Source organism: Bradyrhizobium sp. AUGA SZCCT0431 (assembly GCF_018131065.1).
Classification (GTDB): domain Bacteria; phylum Pseudomonadota; class Alphaproteobacteria; order Rhizobiales; family Xanthobacteraceae; genus Bradyrhizobium.
The window spans coordinates 39,063-57,729 of sequence record NZ_JAFCLR010000049.1; the positions used below are offsets into that span (position 1 = coordinate 39,063).

16 protein-coding genes, 1 tRNA gene and 1 pseudogene are annotated in these 18,667 nt (G+C 59.0%); 9 read left to right on the forward strand and 9 right to left on the reverse strand.

Features of this window, described 5'->3' with window-relative positions; translation table 11 throughout:
* Positions 1 to 821: 821 nt before the first annotated feature.
* A tRNA-Ser gene (locus tag JQ567_RS32910) sits at positions 822 to 915 on the forward strand.
* Positions 916 to 1,158: 243 nt separating this feature from the next.
* Entirely contained in the window at positions 1,159 to 1,548 is a 390-nt protein-coding gene (locus JQ567_RS32915) for a hypothetical protein (protein ID WP_249165880.1), read from the forward strand.
* A gap of 632 nt (positions 1,549 to 2,180) precedes the next feature.
* Here the strand turns inward: JQ567_RS32915 and JQ567_RS32920 are convergent.
* Positions 2,181 to 2,423, reverse strand: a complete 243-nt coding sequence (locus JQ567_RS32920) for a hypothetical protein (RefSeq protein ID WP_212442669.1) — start codon at positions 2,421 to 2,423, stop codon at positions 2,181 to 2,183.
* A gap of 408 nt (positions 2,424 to 2,831) precedes the next feature.
* On the opposite strand from JQ567_RS32920, the gene JQ567_RS32925 reads away from it, so the two are divergent.
* Together JQ567_RS32925 and JQ567_RS32930 are read left to right on the forward strand one after the other, a co-directional pair.
* On the forward strand, positions 2,832 to 3,353 hold the full coding sequence (locus JQ567_RS32925) for a PRC-barrel domain-containing protein (RefSeq protein ID WP_212442670.1): 522 nt from the start codon (positions 2,832 to 2,834) through the stop codon (positions 3,351 to 3,353).
* A 480-nt stretch (positions 3,354 to 3,833) separates the two neighbouring features.
* Complete coding sequence (locus JQ567_RS32930) at positions 3,834 to 4,490, forward strand: hypothetical protein (protein WP_212442671.1); 657 nt, start codon at positions 3,834 to 3,836, stop codon at positions 4,488 to 4,490.
* Positions 4,491 to 4,675: 185 nt separating this feature from the next.
* Here JQ567_RS32930 and JQ567_RS32935 read toward each other — a convergent pair whose 3' ends face one another.
* Positions 4,676 to 4,873 (reverse strand): hypothetical protein, encoded by a 198-nt coding sequence (locus JQ567_RS32935; protein WP_212442672.1) that lies wholly within the window; start codon positions 4,871 to 4,873, stop codon positions 4,676 to 4,678.
* 482 nt (positions 4,874 to 5,355) lie between these two features.
* Here JQ567_RS32935 and JQ567_RS32940 point away from each other — a divergent pair, with 482 nt between their 5' ends.
* From JQ567_RS32940 to JQ567_RS32950, 3 genes and pseudogenes are all read left to right on the forward strand, one after another.
* Positions 5,356 to 5,670, forward strand: coding sequence for a hypothetical protein (locus JQ567_RS32940; RefSeq protein WP_212442673.1), 315 nt, complete (start codon positions 5,356 to 5,358; stop codon positions 5,668 to 5,670).
* A 55-nt stretch (positions 5,671 to 5,725) separates the two neighbouring features.
* Positions 5,726 to 6,118: a hypothetical protein gene (locus JQ567_RS38435; RefSeq protein WP_249165888.1), complete on the forward strand. Its 393-nt coding sequence runs from the start codon at positions 5,726 to 5,728 to the stop codon at positions 6,116 to 6,118.
* 773 nt (positions 6,119 to 6,891) lie between these two features.
* A pseudogene (locus tag JQ567_RS32950) lies at positions 6,892 to 7,424 on the forward strand (hypothetical protein).
* A gap of 62 nt (positions 7,425 to 7,486) precedes the next feature.
* Here JQ567_RS32950 and JQ567_RS32955 read toward each other — a convergent pair.
* The 7 genes from JQ567_RS32955 to JQ567_RS32985 form a co-directional block, all read right to left on the reverse strand.
* On the reverse strand, positions 7,487 to 8,656 hold the full coding sequence (locus JQ567_RS32955; protein WP_212442674.1) for a patatin-like phospholipase family protein: 1,170 nt from the start codon (positions 8,654 to 8,656) through the stop codon (positions 7,487 to 7,489).
* Positions 8,657 to 8,755: 99 nt separating this feature from the next.
* The gene (locus tag JQ567_RS32960) at positions 8,756 to 9,835 is read right to left on the reverse strand and encodes an AI-2E family transporter (RefSeq protein WP_249165881.1); all 1,080 of its coding nucleotides are present in this window, start codon (positions 9,833 to 9,835) and stop codon (positions 8,756 to 8,758) included.
* A gap of 106 nt (positions 9,836 to 9,941) precedes the next feature.
* Positions 9,942 to 10,274, reverse strand: coding sequence for an FAD-dependent oxidoreductase (locus JQ567_RS32965; protein WP_212442676.1), 333 nt, complete (start codon positions 10,272 to 10,274; stop codon positions 9,942 to 9,944).
* Positions 10,275 to 10,726: 452 nt separating this feature from the next.
* Positions 10,727 to 11,749: a HupE/UreJ family protein gene (locus JQ567_RS32970; protein WP_212442677.1), complete on the reverse strand. Its 1,023-nt coding sequence runs from the start codon at positions 11,747 to 11,749 to the stop codon at positions 10,727 to 10,729.
* Positions 11,746 to 12,606 carry a peptidyl-prolyl cis-trans isomerase gene (locus tag JQ567_RS32975; RefSeq protein ID WP_249165882.1) on the reverse strand — a complete coding sequence of 287 codons (861 nt, stop codon included), beginning with the start codon at positions 12,604 to 12,606 and terminating at the stop codon, positions 11,746 to 11,748. The genes JQ567_RS32970 and JQ567_RS32975 overlap by 4 nt, the downstream gene beginning before the upstream one ends.
* A complete protein-coding gene (locus JQ567_RS32980; protein ID WP_212442678.1) occupies positions 12,603 to 14,531 on the reverse strand; it encodes a DUF3604 domain-containing protein in 1,929 nt (642 codons plus the stop codon). The genes JQ567_RS32975 and JQ567_RS32980 overlap by 4 nt, the downstream gene beginning before the upstream one ends.
* Positions 14,532 to 14,720: 189 nt before the next feature.
* A complete protein-coding gene (locus tag JQ567_RS32985; protein WP_249165887.1) occupies positions 14,721 to 15,752 on the reverse strand; it encodes a transporter in 1,032 nt (343 codons plus the stop codon).
* Positions 15,753 to 16,113: 361 nt separating this feature from the next.
* On the opposite strand from JQ567_RS32985, the gene JQ567_RS38440 reads away from it, so the two are divergent.
* Complete coding sequence (locus JQ567_RS38440; RefSeq protein ID WP_409363649.1) at positions 16,114 to 16,326, forward strand: hypothetical protein; 213 nt, start codon at positions 16,114 to 16,116, stop codon at positions 16,324 to 16,326.
* Positions 16,327 to 16,644: 318 nt separating this feature from the next.
* Complete coding sequence (gene gntH / locus JQ567_RS32990; protein ID WP_212442680.1) at positions 16,645 to 18,069, forward strand: guanitoxin biosynthesis MBL fold metallo-hydrolase GntH; 1,425 nt, start codon at positions 16,645 to 16,647, stop codon at positions 18,067 to 18,069.
* Positions 18,070 to 18,667: the final 598 nt, after the last annotated feature.

The following is an 18,667-nucleotide window of genomic DNA, read 5'->3' on the forward strand; positions in this document are numbered from 1 at the left end:
GGACGACCTCGGGATGCCCCCCTCCGTCGCGTGATCACAATTACCGAGGACTTCTGCACACGCAACAAAGGAACCGCTTCCAGACGCATGACTCAGCGCCTTTTCCAAAGGGTGTTGCACAAATAACACGCGGACGTGATCGGGCTTTCTCCGTAACTAATTGTTTCAAATAGACATTTTTTAAAAGTTCCATTTGCCTCCCGAATTGTTGCTGGCGGCCGGCCAGCGGGCGGTTTTCCCTCCTCGGGCATGTTGCAGCGTCGAATCGAGCGTCCGAAATCACCGAATCCCCGTCAGACCGTCACACTCTTGGTGAAATGAGGATCGCCGAGGACGATCGCCGTAATGCCCGTTCGCCGCCATATATCTATCGCAGCCATATAAAGGCTCATGGGCCGCGGGTGTCGCTTTACCGGAACGGGTGCGGCCACGAACAGCTCGGCGGAATCGCCCCCCAGGATTGTAAAAGTCTCTATTTCTGGCGGCCGAAACACGCCTTTGCCGTTGCGGGCAACCCGCCTCATCCGAATCCGCGGTGGGTGGCGCCGAATCGCTGACAGCGTGTCGCAACGAATCCCGCATCTCAAAGCCAGCACGCGCGCGAAATGATCCCAAAGCCGGCTTTATTAGACGGACGCCGCCTGACCGCCTGGCCGCACGGGGGCTTCCGAAGCCCGCAAGGAAGCCTCTCAAACCGGCGCCGCCAGATGCGAATTGGCGCACCAGCGGCGCCGGGAGGCGGCAGCGCCGCTAAATGGCCCCGGCGTAACCTGAATCTGCCGCTTGCGGCCCGCCCCCGCGTCGGGCATATCCGCCCTTACGGAGCTGTGGCCGAGAGGCTGAAGGCGGCGGTTTGCTAAACCGTTATAGGGTTGTAAAGCCCTATCGAGGGTTCGAATCCCTCCGGCTCCGCCACCCTTCGCCCTGACGGGCTTCGGGTGGCAGGCCACCCGCCTTCGCTTACGCTTCGGCGCGGCGTGCCGCGGTGAAGCCCAAGCGAAGGCGGGTGCCGCCCCATAGCTGCGAAACAGCAACGGCAGGCTGGTTCGAACGTTCTCCCCCTCGCCGCCTTGCTCTTGTTTCGACAACTTGCATCCGTAAAAAACGATCATGCGCCCGTCTTAGACCGGCACTGGTTGAACGGATATCATCGCCCGGATGAACGCGAACGACGAGCCTCGCAAATCCGCCCTCTATCTGCTGCTGCTTGCCATCCAGATATTGGGGACGATTACTTTCATCTGGCAGGCACTGCCTGAGTTCAGGCAGGTCGCAATCAATCCCGGCGAGCAGCTGCCGCGTGACGGCTGGTCCGATCTCATCTCCTTCAGCCTTCTATGCGTGATGCAAATCGCGTTCTGGTGCCGTGTGCGCTGGGTTCCGATTCCGTTTCGGCGTCCGAACCTGATTCTCAATCACGTCTTCCTGTTTCTGGGTAAGCTCGGTTTCATCTTCGGCAGCGCGCTGTTCGGCATCGCCGTCTTCAGGCACCTCCCCGAGCTTGATCGCGGCATCGACATTCTGCTCGCCGTCCCAGGCGCGGCGTGATTTTGGCGGGATGTCTGTTCGCGCTGTTTTGCGCCAGCCTCGAAGTGGAGCGGCTCGGGCAGGCCTTTGAGCCGCATCGACACTGAGCCGGCAATTGCACGTCGTCGGAAGCCGCCAACGAAAAAAACCGCCGGATGAGATCTCCGGCAGGCTCAAGTTTCGCGCGGGAAGAGCTGCACACTGCGGTCACGGCCACCGATTGAGCGGAACCTTACCGTAGGCGCTTGATCTCGAAAACCAACCTGGCCCGCATCGCGGGGCCGCCTTCGTCGCGCGCTTCGATTGCCAGATGGGGCGTAGGCGATCGTCTTGGGCGACTTCGCCGGTCAGGCTAGCCAGTCTTATTTTTTGTGCCGGGCGCGAAACTTTACAGGAATGGCTCGAGCGGCTGAAAGTGCTGCTTCGGCTCACCGGGATGCTGCAAATTTTTCCGGCCATGTTCGGGAACAAGTGGCAATGTTTGGCGTTATCCCGCGTCTGTTGGACACGGACATAGGACCCCTAAACGGCTTCAGCGCACTTCCCCCGTGCGCTGAGGCCGTTCTTTTTTGAGGCGTCGCTGCGGCAGCGACCCGCGTTGTCGTCAGCTCGCCGCCCTTGACGACCTCGATCCCGCCCGGCCAGCGGACGTCTCATAAGTTAAACAGTTGCGGATTGCTCGTGACGTATTCAGCCCAAAGCTCGCGCATCATCCGCCTGACGTCCTCAGCCCTGAAGCCACTTCCATTCGGATGTTGGTTTGCGAGTTGACCTGAGCGTTCGATTCCCGAAAAGGGATCGCCCGGATATGGCGTGAAGGCTGCGTCGGTCGGCTTATGGACGATGCCTTGCGGAGTGATATTGAACTGGTCGCGCCTGACTAAAGTGCTCTCCATCGCCGACGTCCTGCGGCCAACAGGTCAAAGGCCTGAACGATACCGTGCAGGGAAAAGCGAGGAAGTGAGGATAAGTTCCTGGCATTCGGATCAGACGAAAGCCGCACGCCGGGTGCTGCCATTCCATCGGTTGATAACGAACGCAAACGAGTGCGAGTACCAATCGTTCCGCGGCCACTGATTTTGAATGAGCCGCCACAAAACAAAAACGCCGAGCAAAGAAAAAACCTGCCGACCACAGGGACTAACTTTCCCAATTGCCACGTGTTCCCGGTCCAGTGATCAAGCGGCTGCGCGGCGACCGCTCCGCCACGTCGTGTGCGGCGGGCTGTCGGCTTGCTCTGGCCCGCTGGAACATTTGATCTTCTGTTCTGTTCTCCGAGAACTGTTTAAACCCTGGAGGATGAAATGAAGACTCTCGTCACTGCCGCTCTTTTGAGTGTTGCCGTAATCAGCACCCCGGCCTATGCCCAGACCGCCCAGCCCGCTGATCGCGCTGCCCCGGCCGCGACCACCAGCCCGGCAACTTCCAACACCAAGATGATGCTCAAGGGAAACTGGCGCGCATCGAAGCTCATGGGCCTCGACGTCTACAATGAAGCCAATGAAAAGTTGGGTGATGTCAACGAAATCATCCTGGACAAAAACGGCAAGGTTAGTGCTGTCGTTATCGGCGTCGGCGGCTTCCTGGGAATGGGCGAGCACGACATCGCCGTTTCCATGGACAAGTTGAAGTTCATGGAAGAGCCTGCCCGGACCGCCTCAACCGCTCCGGCGACGACGCGTGATAGCACTACCGGCGCGGCCACAGCCCCGGCCCCTGCGCGCACGGCCGGCGCCAATGATTGGGTACCCGATCATGCCGTGATGAGCGGCACCAAGGAGCAGCTCAAGGCGATGCCGCAGTTCAAATATTCGGATTACAACTAAGCTCGAAAGTGAGGGGGCCCATCCTGGGCCCCCTTTTTCTTAAAGGATGATCACTGCCGGGGGACTTCCGCCGCGGCGCGGCGACGTCATTTTCTCCGGATTCATCATCCGCGCGCACGCTGTTGCCCTGCACACAACAGCGAGAACCTAAGTTCCAGCATTCGGGAACAAGTGGCAATGAGCGGCGTTGAACGTTCCGTCTGGAGGATACCGGACATATGGAAACGGCCTCAGCGTCCTAACCCCGAGGCTGGGGCCGTTTCTGCTCGGTTGGTGGCGTGGACTAGCCTTGCGTGAGTCCAGATGGGCGCCGTCCTGCCTGTCCCCTGACGGCGTCTCCCGAGGCTACGAAACCCAGTAGAGCGGTGGGTTCTGATCCCCAAGTCGTCGACGAGCACCCGGACAGTGGCTCACTTTTGAACCATACAAACCTCAACCGTCACTCATCCCGGAGGTTTCGTTGCCAAAGGGAGAGCAAACTTGCCAAATTCGCCGTTCGAGACGATTGCAATCGCGGATGTGGTTGACCGGTTGGGACTGGAAAACCATTTTTCGTTCCACGACTATGACGACGACGGCCGCATTGTCCGTCACTATGCCGAGGACGCCACCATTGAGGGTGACCTCGACCTTGATGCGATTTTTTGGAATGGCGTGGCGGGCATCTGGGCCGAGAAGGATCTAATCGTTAACGGCACCATCTTCAATTGGGAGATGGATACGCCGGCCTGCTTCCTTGCCGTCGGTCGCGACCTGCGTTGCAAGAACCTGGTCGCGAGCAGCGCCGACATCAGGATTGTCCGGGACGCGCGGATCGACGGTGTACTGAGTTCGACCTACAATCACGGCTTTATCGAAGTCGGCCGGAACGTCCACGCAAGATACTTCATCATTGATGATCACACGACCATCGTGCGCGGGAAGGCCGACGCACGCGGCTGGAAAGACGCCGAGCACGTCGAGGTCGCGCTGCCGGTCAGTTCCTGGATCGCGGAAGTTCGGCCCGAGTTCAAGGCGGAATTCTTCGACGCCGACGGCAACATGACTTGCCCCAACGGTGATGTCGAACTGGTGCAAGCGCTGCTCGGGGGACGAGAGATCCTGCGCAACCTCGTAGCTGACGTTATGCCCTGGTAGATCCGGCCCATGATGCTTGAAGCGCGCAGAGTGGCGACCTTCGCGCCCAGGCATTGAGGCTTGCATCAGATGGAAGAAGACAAGACCTGCTACGGCCTTTCTTTCGGCGTGGTCGGGCTGTTCGGATCGTTTGTCGCTGCAATCGCCATGCTGGTTTGGTGGGCGATCGGCGGTATTTGACCGCCTCACTTCTCCCGCCGCACGCCCTTGAACTTTCTCACGGCCTTGGTCTCGTTCGCCGGCTTCTTGACGGCCATGAACTCGCCGCTCTTCTTGTTGCGCTTGGTCCAGGCGCTGGCGCCGCCGAGCTTCGTGTTCTGCTGGGTGCGCTTCTTCATCGCGCCCTTGCTTGCATTGTCGCCCTTCGGTTTGTTGACCGCCATCCTTTAGCTCCCTTGGCCCGTTGCCGGGAGGAAAAGCCCTTAACCGGACAGATGGTTCGCCGAACTAAATGAGCCGACCATGCTCGCGGTTGTCGCAACACTCTTCGGCTTGGTGACCCTTGCCGCAATTGTGGGGTTGATGCACCTCGCCGACCGTACAGGGGGCATCGATAAACTGGTCTGTCGATCTAGCCTCAGGTCGACGCGCAAGGCGAAGCGCGGGAGCGCAAGTCGCCATTCGGGACGCAAAGCGGCGATCGACCGCGCGTTAGAACCCAAGAAGGAGCGGTTAGACCCGCCGCAAAGCTTGCGCGCTCGCTCGGGTTGCCGGATTCATGAATGTCCGGGGATTACCCCAAAAGGCCCACACACGGGATCGAATATTTTTGTTAACGAATAGACCCGATGGGTTTGCTTTCGAGTGACGGCTTCGGTGCCTCCTTCTGGAGGCTGACATTGTCTTCTGGACCGGGAGTTCCGTTATGCGTCGCTCACCGTCGATCGTGCCGCGAGAAGCGGACCGGGACGTTTACCTGGTGCTGGACGATTTCGGCACCCGTTTAGGCCGAGCATGGCGCGAGACCAACGAAGCAGGTACCGATCGCGAGACGCTGATCCGCGACCTTATGAACGACCAATGTGGACATCCGGCGCGCATCGTAGCCTTCAATACCGCCGACGGCTGGTCGCGGGACGTGACCATGGATATCGCCGACGAGTTGCGCCGGCGATTTGTCGAGTACGATCAAGTGCCGCGCTCCGTGCAGGAGTTCTTGGAGACGGCTGTCCGGCGCTAATTTGGATCCGCAATCGCGACAAATTCGGCCCGTCCGGGGGGTGAAGGCCCAAAAAATGAGTACGGATAAACTTCAGGAGATGGACAAAGTTCTTGCGGAGATATTCCGCGAGCCTCCGCTAATTTCGACCCAGATTGAGCCCCCGCCGGCAACTTCTTTTGAGCAACCAAACGAAGAGGAGCCTTCTGTTCAAGCCCCTGCAGTTGACGCTCCACCCGATGCTGAAGATGCGGTGAGACGGGCAGGACAAGCAAAGTCATTGCTGGAAGGACTTGGCCTTGACACCGCGATCCGCCTCCGCTGGGCGATGCGCGATATCAGAGCCAAACGAACGAAATTGACGCCCGTCAGCGAAAATGACCTAGCGGCGCTGATGGATTTGGGCTTCGTCGAGATGCGAGAAGGTATACCGAATCTCACCGGTTTAGGTGTCCTCGTGCTCGATTGAGCCCTGCCGGTCGAGATCGGCCACAGCATGTGAAGTTTACTACGGCCGGCGCGGATCTGTTTGCTTGAGCAGGCCCGGCGGCTTCAGTTCGCCATTAATCCAGAGATCGGCCTGGTCCATCGGGTCGCCCCGGTCACATCTCTCGCAGGTGTAGATGGCGCCTAGCAAGGCCGGCTCCCGCTGGCGCGGACCTGCGCACTTCGGACAGGCCTTCGATGGCAAAATTCGCGGCATCGGATCGGACCAGTGAGGCAGACACCTTAGGAGCCCCGGCGGAGGCCCGCAAGAACTTCATTTTGCCGAAGCAGCTCACCCAAAAGGGTGATGGAAAGCTTGGCTTGAGAGGTTTAATCTTTGTCAGCTTGCACGCATTAATTGTCCGCTGATTCTTATTGTTGCGCTTTAGCGAAATTCATTTTTTTTAGATTTGAGATGGCTCGGGAAAACGACAGGATAGTTGTCGGGACTCGCTTCAAGATGAGTAGGCTAGGTGCTGCTCGATGCCCCGAGCTGGCAAACCTGACCGGCATCGTTGTCGAGGTGAGCAATAGCAATACGGGCGTTACCGTGTTGTTCGATGGCGCCAAAAGATCGACTTGCCTGCACAGAGACTTCATATCCTCCGTCTCGGGTATCAGATCGTGGAGCTATTCGGCTGGCTCTGAAAAAACGCGTCCCTGACCTCGACCGCGGCAAATTTGCTTTCAATCCCGGAGTCTCTTGCGTGCGGTTGTTAGATGCGTCCTAGCCGGCTCCGAGATGGTCGCATAGCAGTGGCGTTTCAACGGAAAAAGCCGGAAGCGATTGACGTGAAGACGCCTTTCCCCGGATTCGTCGAGCCCGCTCTTGCCACCGCCATCGGCAACGTCCCAAATGGCGAACGCTGGATTCACGAAATCAAGTTCGACGGCTACCGCGTTCAGGTCCACCTCGCTAACGAAGCGATCAAGGTCTACACCCGGCGCGGCAGCACGCTTGCAAGGTGGGGCTCGAGGGCCTTGTTTCAAAAGTTCGCGACAGCATCTATGCGTCCGGCAGTGGCAAGAACTGGGTCAAGAAGACCTGCGCCCAGCGCGAGACGATCTACGCCGGCAAGGTCGATCATGGTTTTGACAAGACGTCGGTCGCCGAGCTGCGCAAACGACTGACGCCACTGATCCGCAAAACCCAGCCCTATGCAAAGCGGATCTCTCACAAGGCGATATGGGTCGAACCGGAACTGCTCGCCGAGATCGAGTACCGGGCAAAGTCCGCGGAAGGGAAGGTCCGGCATCCGCTCTTCAAGGGCATCAGAGACGGTCTATAAGCCGCAGACCGCAGGGAAACGGGCGGGGCCGACGTTGAACGGCCAGTGAGCCCTCACTTGCATTATTGCGGCCGGTAATGGGCCCAGTCGAAGGTGCGAACGCCTTCCAGCTTGTCGGGTTGCTGCAATACTTCCGGATGGGAGATGGCGCGAACGACATCCTCATAACCGGCGGCCCAGTGCTCCTCCATGGTCCGGCGGGAAAATTCGAAGTCCTTGGCAATGCCCTCGTAGTTCTGGGCGTTGTAGATCAGTTGCACGATATTGCAGACCTTTTCGTCAGCCTCCGCTGCAAGCATTTTCACCTCCGGACGATCCAGCAGTTCGGCGGGAAGGTCCTTCAGCAGGCTGGCGAAGGCGATGCGGAGCTTCTGCGCCCGCTTGTACTGATCGGTCGCCGCACGCGTGCGGCTGGAGAACTGGATTTCCTTCTGCCGCACGTCGGCTTCGCCGAGATTGCGCGGCAACTTGCCGTGCGCACTCCACAGATCGATCTGGAAGGCCAGCGTGTCCAGCCGCGGCCGACTGTCGAGAACCCACTGCAGCGGCGTGTTGGAAACCAGCCCACCGTCCCAATAATACTCGCCGTCGATCTCGGTGGCCGGGAAGCCGGGCGGCAGCGAACCGCTGGCGATGATGTGCGCGGGGCCGATACGATGGGTCGTGGTGTCGAAATAGGCGAAATTCGCGGTCTTGACGTTCACCGCGCCGACGCTGAAGCGCATGGCGCCGGCGTTGAGCCGGTCGAAGTCCACCAGGCGCTCGAGCGTCGCCTTCAGCGGAGCGACGTCATAGAAGCTGAGTTGGTCGGCATCTGGCGACGGCCAGAACACCGGCGAGAGCGGACGGGGCGTGAAGAAGTGCGGCGCGCCGAACATCATGATGCCGAGCGCCCGCGTTTGATTGACCAGGCGATGGGTGAAATCGTCTTTGATGTCGACCGATTTGAGATAAGGCACGCCCAGCGGCGGCGTGCTCACGGCCTCCCAGAACTCCCGCAGTCTTTCGACGCGTTTCTCTGCCGGATTACCCGCAATCAACGCTGCATTCACCGCACCAATCGAAATACCGGCAACCCAGTCCGGATGTAAATTGGCCTCAGCGAGCGCCTGGTAGACGCCGGCCTGATACGAGCCGAGTGCACCACCGCCCTGCAGCAACAGAACGGTCTGCTCAAAGCGCGAACGTTCGACCCGAAATTGTTTGGCTTCCGGACTCGGCTCGGTACCCATGATCGGACCTCCCCTGCAGTGGCAGGTCTGTGCTCCCTGCGCGATCGGTGCCCGCCTGCCCTCGGGAACCTTGATGGACAAATAAGCTAGCTGACTTGGCTAGGTTGACTTGGCATCGCCATCTCGGACGAACGCGACCAGCAGATCCCAGACGACGGCCAGCACGATCGGACCAACGAAAAGACCGATGATGCCATTCGACAGAGTGCCTCCAATGACGCCGACAATGATTACCAGCATCGGCGTCTTCAGACCGCGGGCGAATATGATCGGCCTGAGTACATTATCGATCAGATTTACGGGCACGATATAGGCCGTAAAGATCAGCGCCGTGGTTGTCTCCTTTGTCATCCACGCCCAGATCACGACCGGAACTAAAATCACGGTTGGGCCAATTTGAATGATCCCCAGGATGAGAACGGCGAACGCAATCAGGCTTGCGCCGGGCGCCCCTACCGCCATGAGTCCGATGCCCGCGAGCAGCGCCTGCAGCAGCGAAACACCGATGACCCCCTGGGACACGTTCCGAATGGTTGCGCCGGCCAGTTGCATGAATTCGTGGCCGCGTTGCGAGACACGCCGATGCAAAAAAACGGCAACGGCTTCCACCAGCATCGGACCCGGTGAAAGCAGAAATCCGGCGACAATTACGGCGGCCAGGAATTGAAGGATGGCGGCTCCAACGCTCCCGGCTGCACCAAGCAGGGTGCCCCCGATCGGCTTGAGATGAGGCGCGATTTTAGCAAGCGCGCCGGTCAGATTGGTCGATGCCAGCTCCCAAAATTGAAACACCGGCTCACCGATCAAGGGCCATTTTTTGACGGTCTCATCCGGTGGAGGAACGGATATCGCTCCGGAGTCGAGGCGCGCGTAAATCATGCGCGGAACTTCGACCAAATCCAGACCAAGCCAGGTTACAGGCCCGAATACGATCAAGAGAAGCAGGATCGTGATGAGTGCCGCCGCCAATTTCCGGCGTCCACCGAGGCCATTCGCCATCCAATCGAAAATCGGATACAGCGCCACCGCCAACACGACGCTCCAGGCGATGGTCTCCAGGAACGGACGAACGATCGATAACGCCAAAAATAGAATGGCACCCAAAAACGCCAGTCGAATTGCCAATCGAATGACGGTCGAATTGAGCCGTTCAAAATCAATCTTGTGGTCTTCGTTCAAACGGACATCCATGGGGTTTGCTGCATTGCTTGTGACAGCTTCCTAGAACTCATCCTTCATCGCAACGGGCTTTCGGTGGGTGTCCACCTGGTAGAATTTGGCCCAGCTATTCGCGAGCGAGAAAAGCACCGGCTTGCCGACGATCTTCGCCAATCCGCTCGGCAGTGTCCGGTCCATACCTGCGGACCAGCTGATGCAATTCCAGTTCGCTGTCGGGGGTCAAAAATCCGGCGCTGCGGCCTGAAGAGCTTCCGCCGACAATGTTCCTGTCGATCAGGACCACCTTGAATCCCTTTAGGAGGAATTCCGCCGCGGCACTCATCCCGCTGAAACCTCCCCCAACGATCAAGACGTCGCACTTGATCTCCTTGTCGAGCGGAGGACAGTATTTGAACTGCTTTCTCAGCAGGGTCGAAAACCACCAATTCTGGTTGATCATGAAGCGGCCTCCGGCTCTAACAGACAAAACTGCTTTTTCGCGAAGATGTCTCGATACGTCAGGCGGCCTACCCCATCTGGGTTATTTCGCAGATATCAAAATATCCGGATCATCGGCGGCTTGGCGTAGTCCTTATTGAGCCGCCAGCCGCCAAGGACCTTTTGAATATCGTCCACACAATCCTTCGAGGCTGATTTGCTTGCAATCAAGCACGCCGCAATTCGGCCCTGCCCGGGACGATCCTGCCGCGTACGCCGCTGTTGCCACCAACACTGCCACTCCGGGAGTCTGTTGTCATCATTGCCCTGCAGTATCGGCGACGACGCCGTGCAAACGAAGCCACCACTCGTCGCCTTGACTGAGAAGTAGGGCAAGCTGGCATTCTAAACCTCGAATCCTAACGGCGTAGTTCGAGCTTGCAAGCGGCCTCTGTGCTCAAATGCGCCCACGTGCTACGCAAAAAAAGCGGTCGTGCGCTCGATCACCCAATAGGCCGCCATGATGCCTATGGCGTAGGCGACGCTCACATCGAGACGGTCAAGTGCCGGCTGTATCCGCGTGGGCTCCACGAGCATTGAGGCCAGATGGCGCAGCAATGCTATCAGCGACAAAACTGCGGCAACGAAGATGAGCTGCCCAATCTCTACCCCGATATTGAAAAACAGCAGCGCAACGGCGATCGAATGTTGAGGTAATCCCACCTCAGCCAGCGCGCCAGCAAATCCAAAGCCATGCAGGAGGCCGAAGGAGAAGGCAACGAGCCATGGCAGGCGCGCGGTCAAACTCGGCTTCCCACGACGGGCGTTCAGAATCTCGATCGCAACCAGCATGATGCTGAGTGCTATGGTTGCCTCCAGGGGCGGTCCCGGCACATTCACGAAGCCCAGCGCCGCCGCAGCGAGGGTAATGCTGTGCGCGATCGTGAATGCCGTCACCGTAATGGCCACGCGGCCCCAGCCTCGTACGAGAATCACCAGCGCCAGCACAAACAGCAAATGGTCGAAGCCGAAAAGAATGTGTTCGACACCCAGGTGCAGATAGGTCGCTGCAATTTCCCAAGCGCCAGGCACAGCTTGAATGATGAATGCCGTGTTCGTTGGAGAAAGCCGTTCGGTCTGTACTGCGCCGCCAAGGCTTTCGATCCGAACCAGTACATCAGTCGATGTGGCCGATAGTCCGTTGATGGATACCGGCTGCCCTATAAATCCTCCGTCCCGCCGAATGGTGCGGCGTTCAACATAGACTCCGTCGCTGAGCGATGCACGGGGCGGCCCTACATCTTGAGTGCCCTCGGGCAGCTTGACGTAGATCGCGAGCCGCAAGTCCTCCCCGCGCGCAGGGATTTTGAAAAGCAAATTGTACTCGCCGGGGCTGGTCTGGCGCATTTCCAGATAGCCAGGCCGAAGTTCATCCGAGATCGCGGATTGCGCCAGCAGCACCGCCAGAACAGCAATGAACCAACGAAAACGGGTCATCGACCGACGTCGGCTGACGCCGCCTCGGAACGAGGCGCTTCCACCACGATTTCGTAGCGCTCCCGTAGCGAGGCATACAGCTTCTGTTCTGCCTCAAGGCGACGCGCGTTCGCCCACTCTCGGCGGACGGCCGGCCGGACATCATCGAGTGGCGGCAAGCTGCCGGAAACTCGTTCGCTGATAAAGACGAAATGCTGTCCAAAGCCCGAAGAAACCGGTCCCTGCCAGCGACCCTTTTCCATCGCGAGTACCCGTTTGGCGAAGCTTTCGCCAAACTGGTTCGTTACCTTTGTTGCCGAGAAGCCACGAAACTCCTCGCCAAGCAGAAAGGGATCGCCGAGTGCCGTCGTATCTACAGCCGCGTCGGCGCCAGCCAGGACGCTCGCAACCTGCTTGCTGTCGCTCTCGATGGTATTCGGGCGCCGCCTGGCGCTCAGGAAGACGTGACGGAATGTGATTTGATCGTCGGATTTGAAGCGCTCCGGATTGGACGCGAGGTAAGCGGCAAGCTGCTCGTCGCTCGGTTCCGGCATGTCCGCGGCGAGAAATTCCATCTTCTGCCGCACGCGACGACGAATGATGACGTCGTCTCGGTCGAGCCCGGCCGCTTTGCCCTCGCGGTAGAAGACTTCGTCGCGGATGTAGTCTTCGATAAGCCCCTGCAGTTCCTGCTCGCTTGGTGGCCGCCGCCACGTTCGCACAAATCCGTCGCCGAGATTGGCTATCCGCGAGGCGGAAACGACGATTTTCTCAGGCGTCTCCGTGCTTCGCTTGCCGACCAGGCCGTAGAGCGCGAACAGCATTGCGCCAAGAGCGAGGAACTGGAGTAATGGCTCTCTCAGCAGCCGAGCGATCAAGGCGTGTACCAGATCGGTGAGGTATAAGCGCGTTCGGTGGTCGTCATTCTGACTTCCGCCGGCATTTTGACACTGAAGTATTTTGCGTCATAGGCCGTCCAGCGCGGCGTCGGAATTTCGATCACCCGCACATAGTAGAACGCGCGCAATGCAGGGTCGAAATCGGGATCTTTCCATACCGTGATCATCTCGCCCGCGCCGATCGTGTTCGTCCATGTCGCATTGGCGACATCGACCGTGCTGCCGACGGATGTTCTGCTACGGCCCTCGGCGTCGATCGTGCGGCCTCCAGACACTGCGACATCATAAATGCGTTCCTGCGCCTGCCCGTCCTTGCCAACCCAGCCCTTGATGACCTGGATGCGATCCAGATTTGCGCCGATCGGATCCTTCAATGCGGCGACAAGGAACGAAGGCGATTTTCCCTTTGGCGCATCGCTCAAATCGCCACCCATCGGTACACCCTTGGTGTAGCCAATTCGCGCCGGCGTGCGGTTGTTGGCGTCAGCAGCCTCAAAATCCCAGCCGCCGAAGAAGCGAACGGCCATGCGCGGACCCGTAGTGGCGTAGGTCTCGCGCCGCTTCATGGCGTCGAAAATCGCTTCACGGGTATTTTCAGTTGCCCATACCGCAGCGTAGCCGGACGCCGTGGTCTCCCAGCCCATGATAACGGCTTTATCGGTCTTGACGAATGGGTGCATCGCGCGGCCGGCACTCGGTTCGGCAGAAGAAGTCTTGCCGAAGAAATTGTCCTCCTCGACCGCCGCGAGCGCGGTATGCGTATCGGTACTCCCGACCAGGCCGAACTTGTAGGGATTCAGGCCGAGTTCGGCTTCCATCTTGAGGCCGTTCTTGAGTGCCGAACGGACATACTCGAACTCGAGCATCTCCGGCTTTTTCGCTTCGGTCAGATCGAGGTTGCCCTTGTCCCATCGTTCGTAGTTTGCAAATTCATCATTAGGTGAAAGAAATGGATGGGTCTCGCCATCGCCCTTCATTTGGGTGGCTTCGTAGAGCGGCTCCCAGCGCATGCGGTTCTCCGCATATTCACGGTCGATCCGCTTGCCGTTGAAGGATTCGATGATCGGAAACATCCGGCCGTTGCTCAGGTTTCCGTTGTGCGCCAGCGCCAGAATTTCGGCGCCGGTCTTCTCCTCAACCATCGCCATCCATTTCCAGAGATCGCGGGGATTTGGACTGCCGAGCGGCGGTTGCGTGGTGTAGGGTTCTACGAGGCTCGCCTTGGCTCCGTTGTCGCGCCAAATGACGTTGCGATGAAGGTTGTTGCCGCCGGCATTCGAAGTCCACTCATAGCCGATGAAAGCCGTGAAACGGCCCGGCTCATTGGCTTCTTCGGCGGCTTTGATGGTTTCGCGCCAGGCGCTGCGATAGGCCGGCGTCCCCGGCGTCGGGAAGCCCTTCGGCAGTTGTCCTTTGCCGAAGCTGACGATGATATCGATGGCGGCCTGCGCCCCCTTGCCGGAACTGATCTCGTCGTACCACTTCCGCCCCTGCGGGGTCGCCAGCAGGCCAGGATCGCCCCCGATCAGTTGCGGGAAGAAGCCCATCCCATCCGAGTGGTCCGTTACCACCATGAAGTCCAGCGGGCGTGAAAGCTTCGCACGTTGTCCGCTGGAAGCGATAACTTCCTCGCCCTTGGCAAAGCGATAGGCGTCCTTTGGACCGAGCCGGGCGCCGAACGCGCCGGCGTCCATCGAGTATGAGGTGTGCGTGTGGGTGTCGCCGAAATACGGCCGTGTCGGGAAGTTGCGCCCCGCATATGGCGAGTAAGGTGGCTTGGACGGGAACACCTTATCGGCGGTCTCCTTGTCCAGTGTCCCGATGTCCGTGGTTGAATCTTCTGCGGCGGCCATCGTGACAAGCAGGCTTGCGGCACATACGCCTGCAAATGCTGCTGCGGACATAGAAGACAAGCGGATCATTTCGGCGCCCCCTATGACTTCAAGTGATGGCTTTAATAAATCTCGAGCTATCGCGATGTTAGGCCTTCCCAAAACCGCTTGGAAGCCCGCAGTGCTCTATTTGGTCAGGCATACTACCGTTTCCGGACGTTGCCGTAACCGGCCTCTGTCCGAGAACGCCACGTGATCGCATTACTTGGTAACGATCCGGCGCGTGGGCGCCACAGTGCTGGTGGGCGCCATCGGCGATATCGAGAATGTCAGCCAGGTATTCCAGCCCGATGGCCGATGGGCAGCTTCAAATTCGCCGTAACCCTTCAAGTTCAGATATCCCTGCATGTCACCTACAGGAAACAGGAAGCCAATCTGCGGTCCGATTCCCAGAACGCGCGATCGGAATCCACCTAGGATCGGGTGTGCACCGAAGTCATCCGTGATCTGCTGGTATCCATATCCCACAAGACCGACAAACACCTGCTTCGACAGAAACTTGGATGCACCCCAGTCGACATGGAAATCGACCCCGCTCCGATAATTCGTGTCCGGATTCTTGAAGTTGTAGGTAAAGCCCGCGACCGCCGAAAATTCGTGCCCGGTTGCCGGATTGAAGTAGGTGTAGCCGCCGCCGCCGTCGATGGCGGCGTGGCCGATGCCGAGATTGGCGAGACGCGTGGAATCGTACGCCCCGACGGGAATGTCACCCGTCACATAGGTCATGAAGTTGTGCACGCCAGCGTTCCATTTCAGCGTTGCCTGCGGGTACAAATCCCCCACGGAAGTAATGGAATCACCAAGGAAGCCGGTCCGAGTCCCGAACAGGGGTCCGATCGCTACCGTCAGCGTCCCGTCGACGCTGGCGCTCGACCGCCCGAACAAGCCAGTTACGCCAATGGCCAGCTGTCCGCCCAAAACAGGGGTTGCGAAGGTATAGGTCGGATTGAGCAGAATAAGGTCGGCCTGCGCATTCAGATTGACGTTCAGGTTGACGTTGACTGTCGCCGGGATCCTGCCGATCTGGATTTCCCTTGCCGCCGCCACAGCGCCCGACCCCCCGACAGTAGTGTGATAATACACCTCGGCCATGGACCACCCCGCCACGGTGGGTACTGCTGCGAGGCTGCCGAAGCGGCCGGGGACCCAGTACGATACTCCGACTTCGTCGGCGTGTACCGGCTCGGGCAGCGCCCCGAACATCAACGCAGCGACGCCAAGGCCGGCATGCATGAGCCAGCGACCTGTCCCTCGCTTGGATTTCGCATGTGCCATGTCTCATCTCCGGAGAGAACTGTGTCCGCACACCGAGTGAATGCCTCACCGCGTCTCGGTGCAACGCAAAAACCGATTGGCGGGACACGCCAGCCGCGGCTGTTGCTCGAAAACCACTACAGCCACGCCAGGCCGTAAGCATTCCCGCCGTGCTTAGCAACCCAGATCAAGCAGCTGTTTGCTTTTGGGGTTCGTTCGAAGCCAACTTCGGCTTAGTGTAGGCAGACCAAGAAGGGCTCCAGCTCAATCAATCGTCGAAACAAAGGAGGCCAAAATGAAGACTCCGCTCGCGTTATCGGCGCTACTGATCACTGGGTTCATGGCCGCAAGCAGCGAACCGGCCAGTGCCGTAGTGTACTGCCAATACGTTTCGTATCCGGCTGGATGTGTCGTAAGGCCCGGCGTCGTGCTGCGGCCGCGACCAGTCGCGCGAGCCGTGGTGACCCCCGGCGTCGGTGCGGCTGGAGTTGGCGTGCGGCCAGGAACGCCGATGAATCGCGGCGGTCCGGTTAATCGCGTCGGCAGGCGCTGATATCCCGAAGCATCCGGGCGGAGGCCTGCAAAAAACTGGCATGGTCGTCGTTGGCAGAAGCTGAGACGTATTGGCCCGCCTTTGTCCATGTTGCGTAAGGGAACAGGGCTGATTGTGAGGAGCAGAGCGTATTTTTTCTGATCTTGCGGACCTACATGCCTGGTGCCGTGCCGAGATGACCGAGCAGAAGTGGGCGCCTCCTCCTGTCGTTGCGACGGACGAATTAGTTTTCGATGGAAGCGGTCGACTTAGTCCGCAGCACTCTCCGTGGCTTCTTCCGTTTTCTGACTGAGTGCCATCACGCAAGGGAGAGAAAAGATGAGAATCCCGGCGCGGATAATTCTGATTGTCCTGGCGATGATCAGTCTACAATCAGTGTCTGCCGCACAGATGCCCAGCCTCTCGATCACTCCAGAGCAGTTGCAGGAGCTTGAGAAGAAGGGGTTTCAGGCAGACCCGAAGATCTTGCAGGATATCGCCACAGCCGGCCGACCACTCGGACGCTGGAAGGAAGGGCTCATGTTTGACGGCATCGCACCGATGCCGTGGCTGAAGAGCGCAGCCAACTGGACCCCGGGTACGGAAGAGGTGCAGCCGGAAGAAATCCGCGTGACCTTCATGGGGAGTTCGCCTTTGCCACGACCGGGCCAAATGGGCACGTCGATCTATGTCGAGGTTGGCAACGGCGACCGCTTCATCTTCGATTTCGGCCCCGGCTCCATCGCCAACTATTTGGCCTCCCGAGTACCGCTGAACCAGATCAACGACATCTTCATCACCCACCTGCATTGGGATCATTTCGCTTCCGTGCCGTATGCCTTCGTGTTTGGCGCCTGGGGTGGCCGCTGGCACGAAACCTTCCGGATTAATGGCCCCTCCGGACGGACTCCGAAACACGGTATCAGTCATATGGTGTATCATATGAAGGAGATGTTGTTTTGGCACATGGAGAACTTCAGTGCCGGTAGCCCGATTGGCAAAGGCTATGACATCGAAGTCAACGAGTTTGACTACAAGAATGACGGCGGCGTGGCCTACGAAAAGAACGGTGTCAGGATCACCCACTGGCAACAATCCCATGGGAGCGATGGCGCCTCGGCGTATCGTCTTGATTGGAACGGCATGTGTGTCGCGTTCACCGGAGACGGTCGTCCCAATTCGCTGACAATAACGTACGCCAAGGGTTGCGACCTGCTGATCACCGAGATTCAGCCGGAGACGGTGGCCATCAGCTCTTCGGTGTCCGGCACCATGCCCCTGACTTCCCGCACTACCATTGATGGCTGGCATAATCCCGCCTACGCCGCTGGTTACCTCTACAATGAAGTGAAGCCCCGCCTCGCTATGGCAACTCACGTGTCTTACGACGAGTACGTGATGCCGGAGCTCGTGGCAGAAGTGCGCCACCATTGGAAGGGTCCGTTCCAATTTGGTGCGCCGGACATGGTAGTCGTGAACATGACCAAGGACAAAATCTGGGTACGGGATGGCGTAGTGCCCAAGTATCCGAACATGGCGCCGCCCCAGTTCGACGTCTCGACATCAGGCGGGTTGATCATGCCGCTGCCGCCAACAACGCGTCGTGACGTACAGTCACAGTTCATTCGTGACGCGGAAATCTCCCCGCAGAAATACTACCCGGAAGGCTATCATCCCCAGCTGATGCCCTGGTGGCCATCTGACAAGCCGATTTTCCTTCCCGAAGCGCTTGTGCCGGAGCAGATGAAGAAAAGGTCGAAGTAAGCATGAAGTAATCCGTGGCAGTCGTTTGGTTCACGGCCGGCCCAAGTCATTCGCGTCGATCGGCCTAAAGCCGCCTGCCTCATGGATTCGACATGAGGCCGCAAAAAAGAGGCAAGGTAGACGGCGGCGTCATCCCCGCCTGCCCGACGGGCAAATCACTTCCGGTTTTCAGAAATCGCGTCAAGCCCGAAATAAAAAATATTTCTGTTTACCAGAAACAAAATCAGGGGCATATATCTGGCCATCCCGTCCCACTCAGAGGGCGTCGGCCGTCGTCACGGACGTTGGACGGGTTGCGGTGGACGCTGATGTGCTGGCGACGAACGGCACTGAAGCGTACGGCGAAGTCGTGTGGTCCTGGCGCCCCGTTGCTGGCGTCACGTTCGTGAGGAGCCAAACGCTTCTTGCGGGCAATGGTGGCAAGAAAGCCCGTTCACCAGGGAGAGCACGATATAAGCCGTAAAGCCATTGCGCAGGGAAGGCCGGGTGTTCTCCGCTGGACCTGTATGCTCGTGTGCACTTTGTTTTGTGCAAACCGCACGCGAGACCGCGGGTGCAGCGCGCACCCGGTCTTCCCTGCGCCCTCTCATTGGAGGGC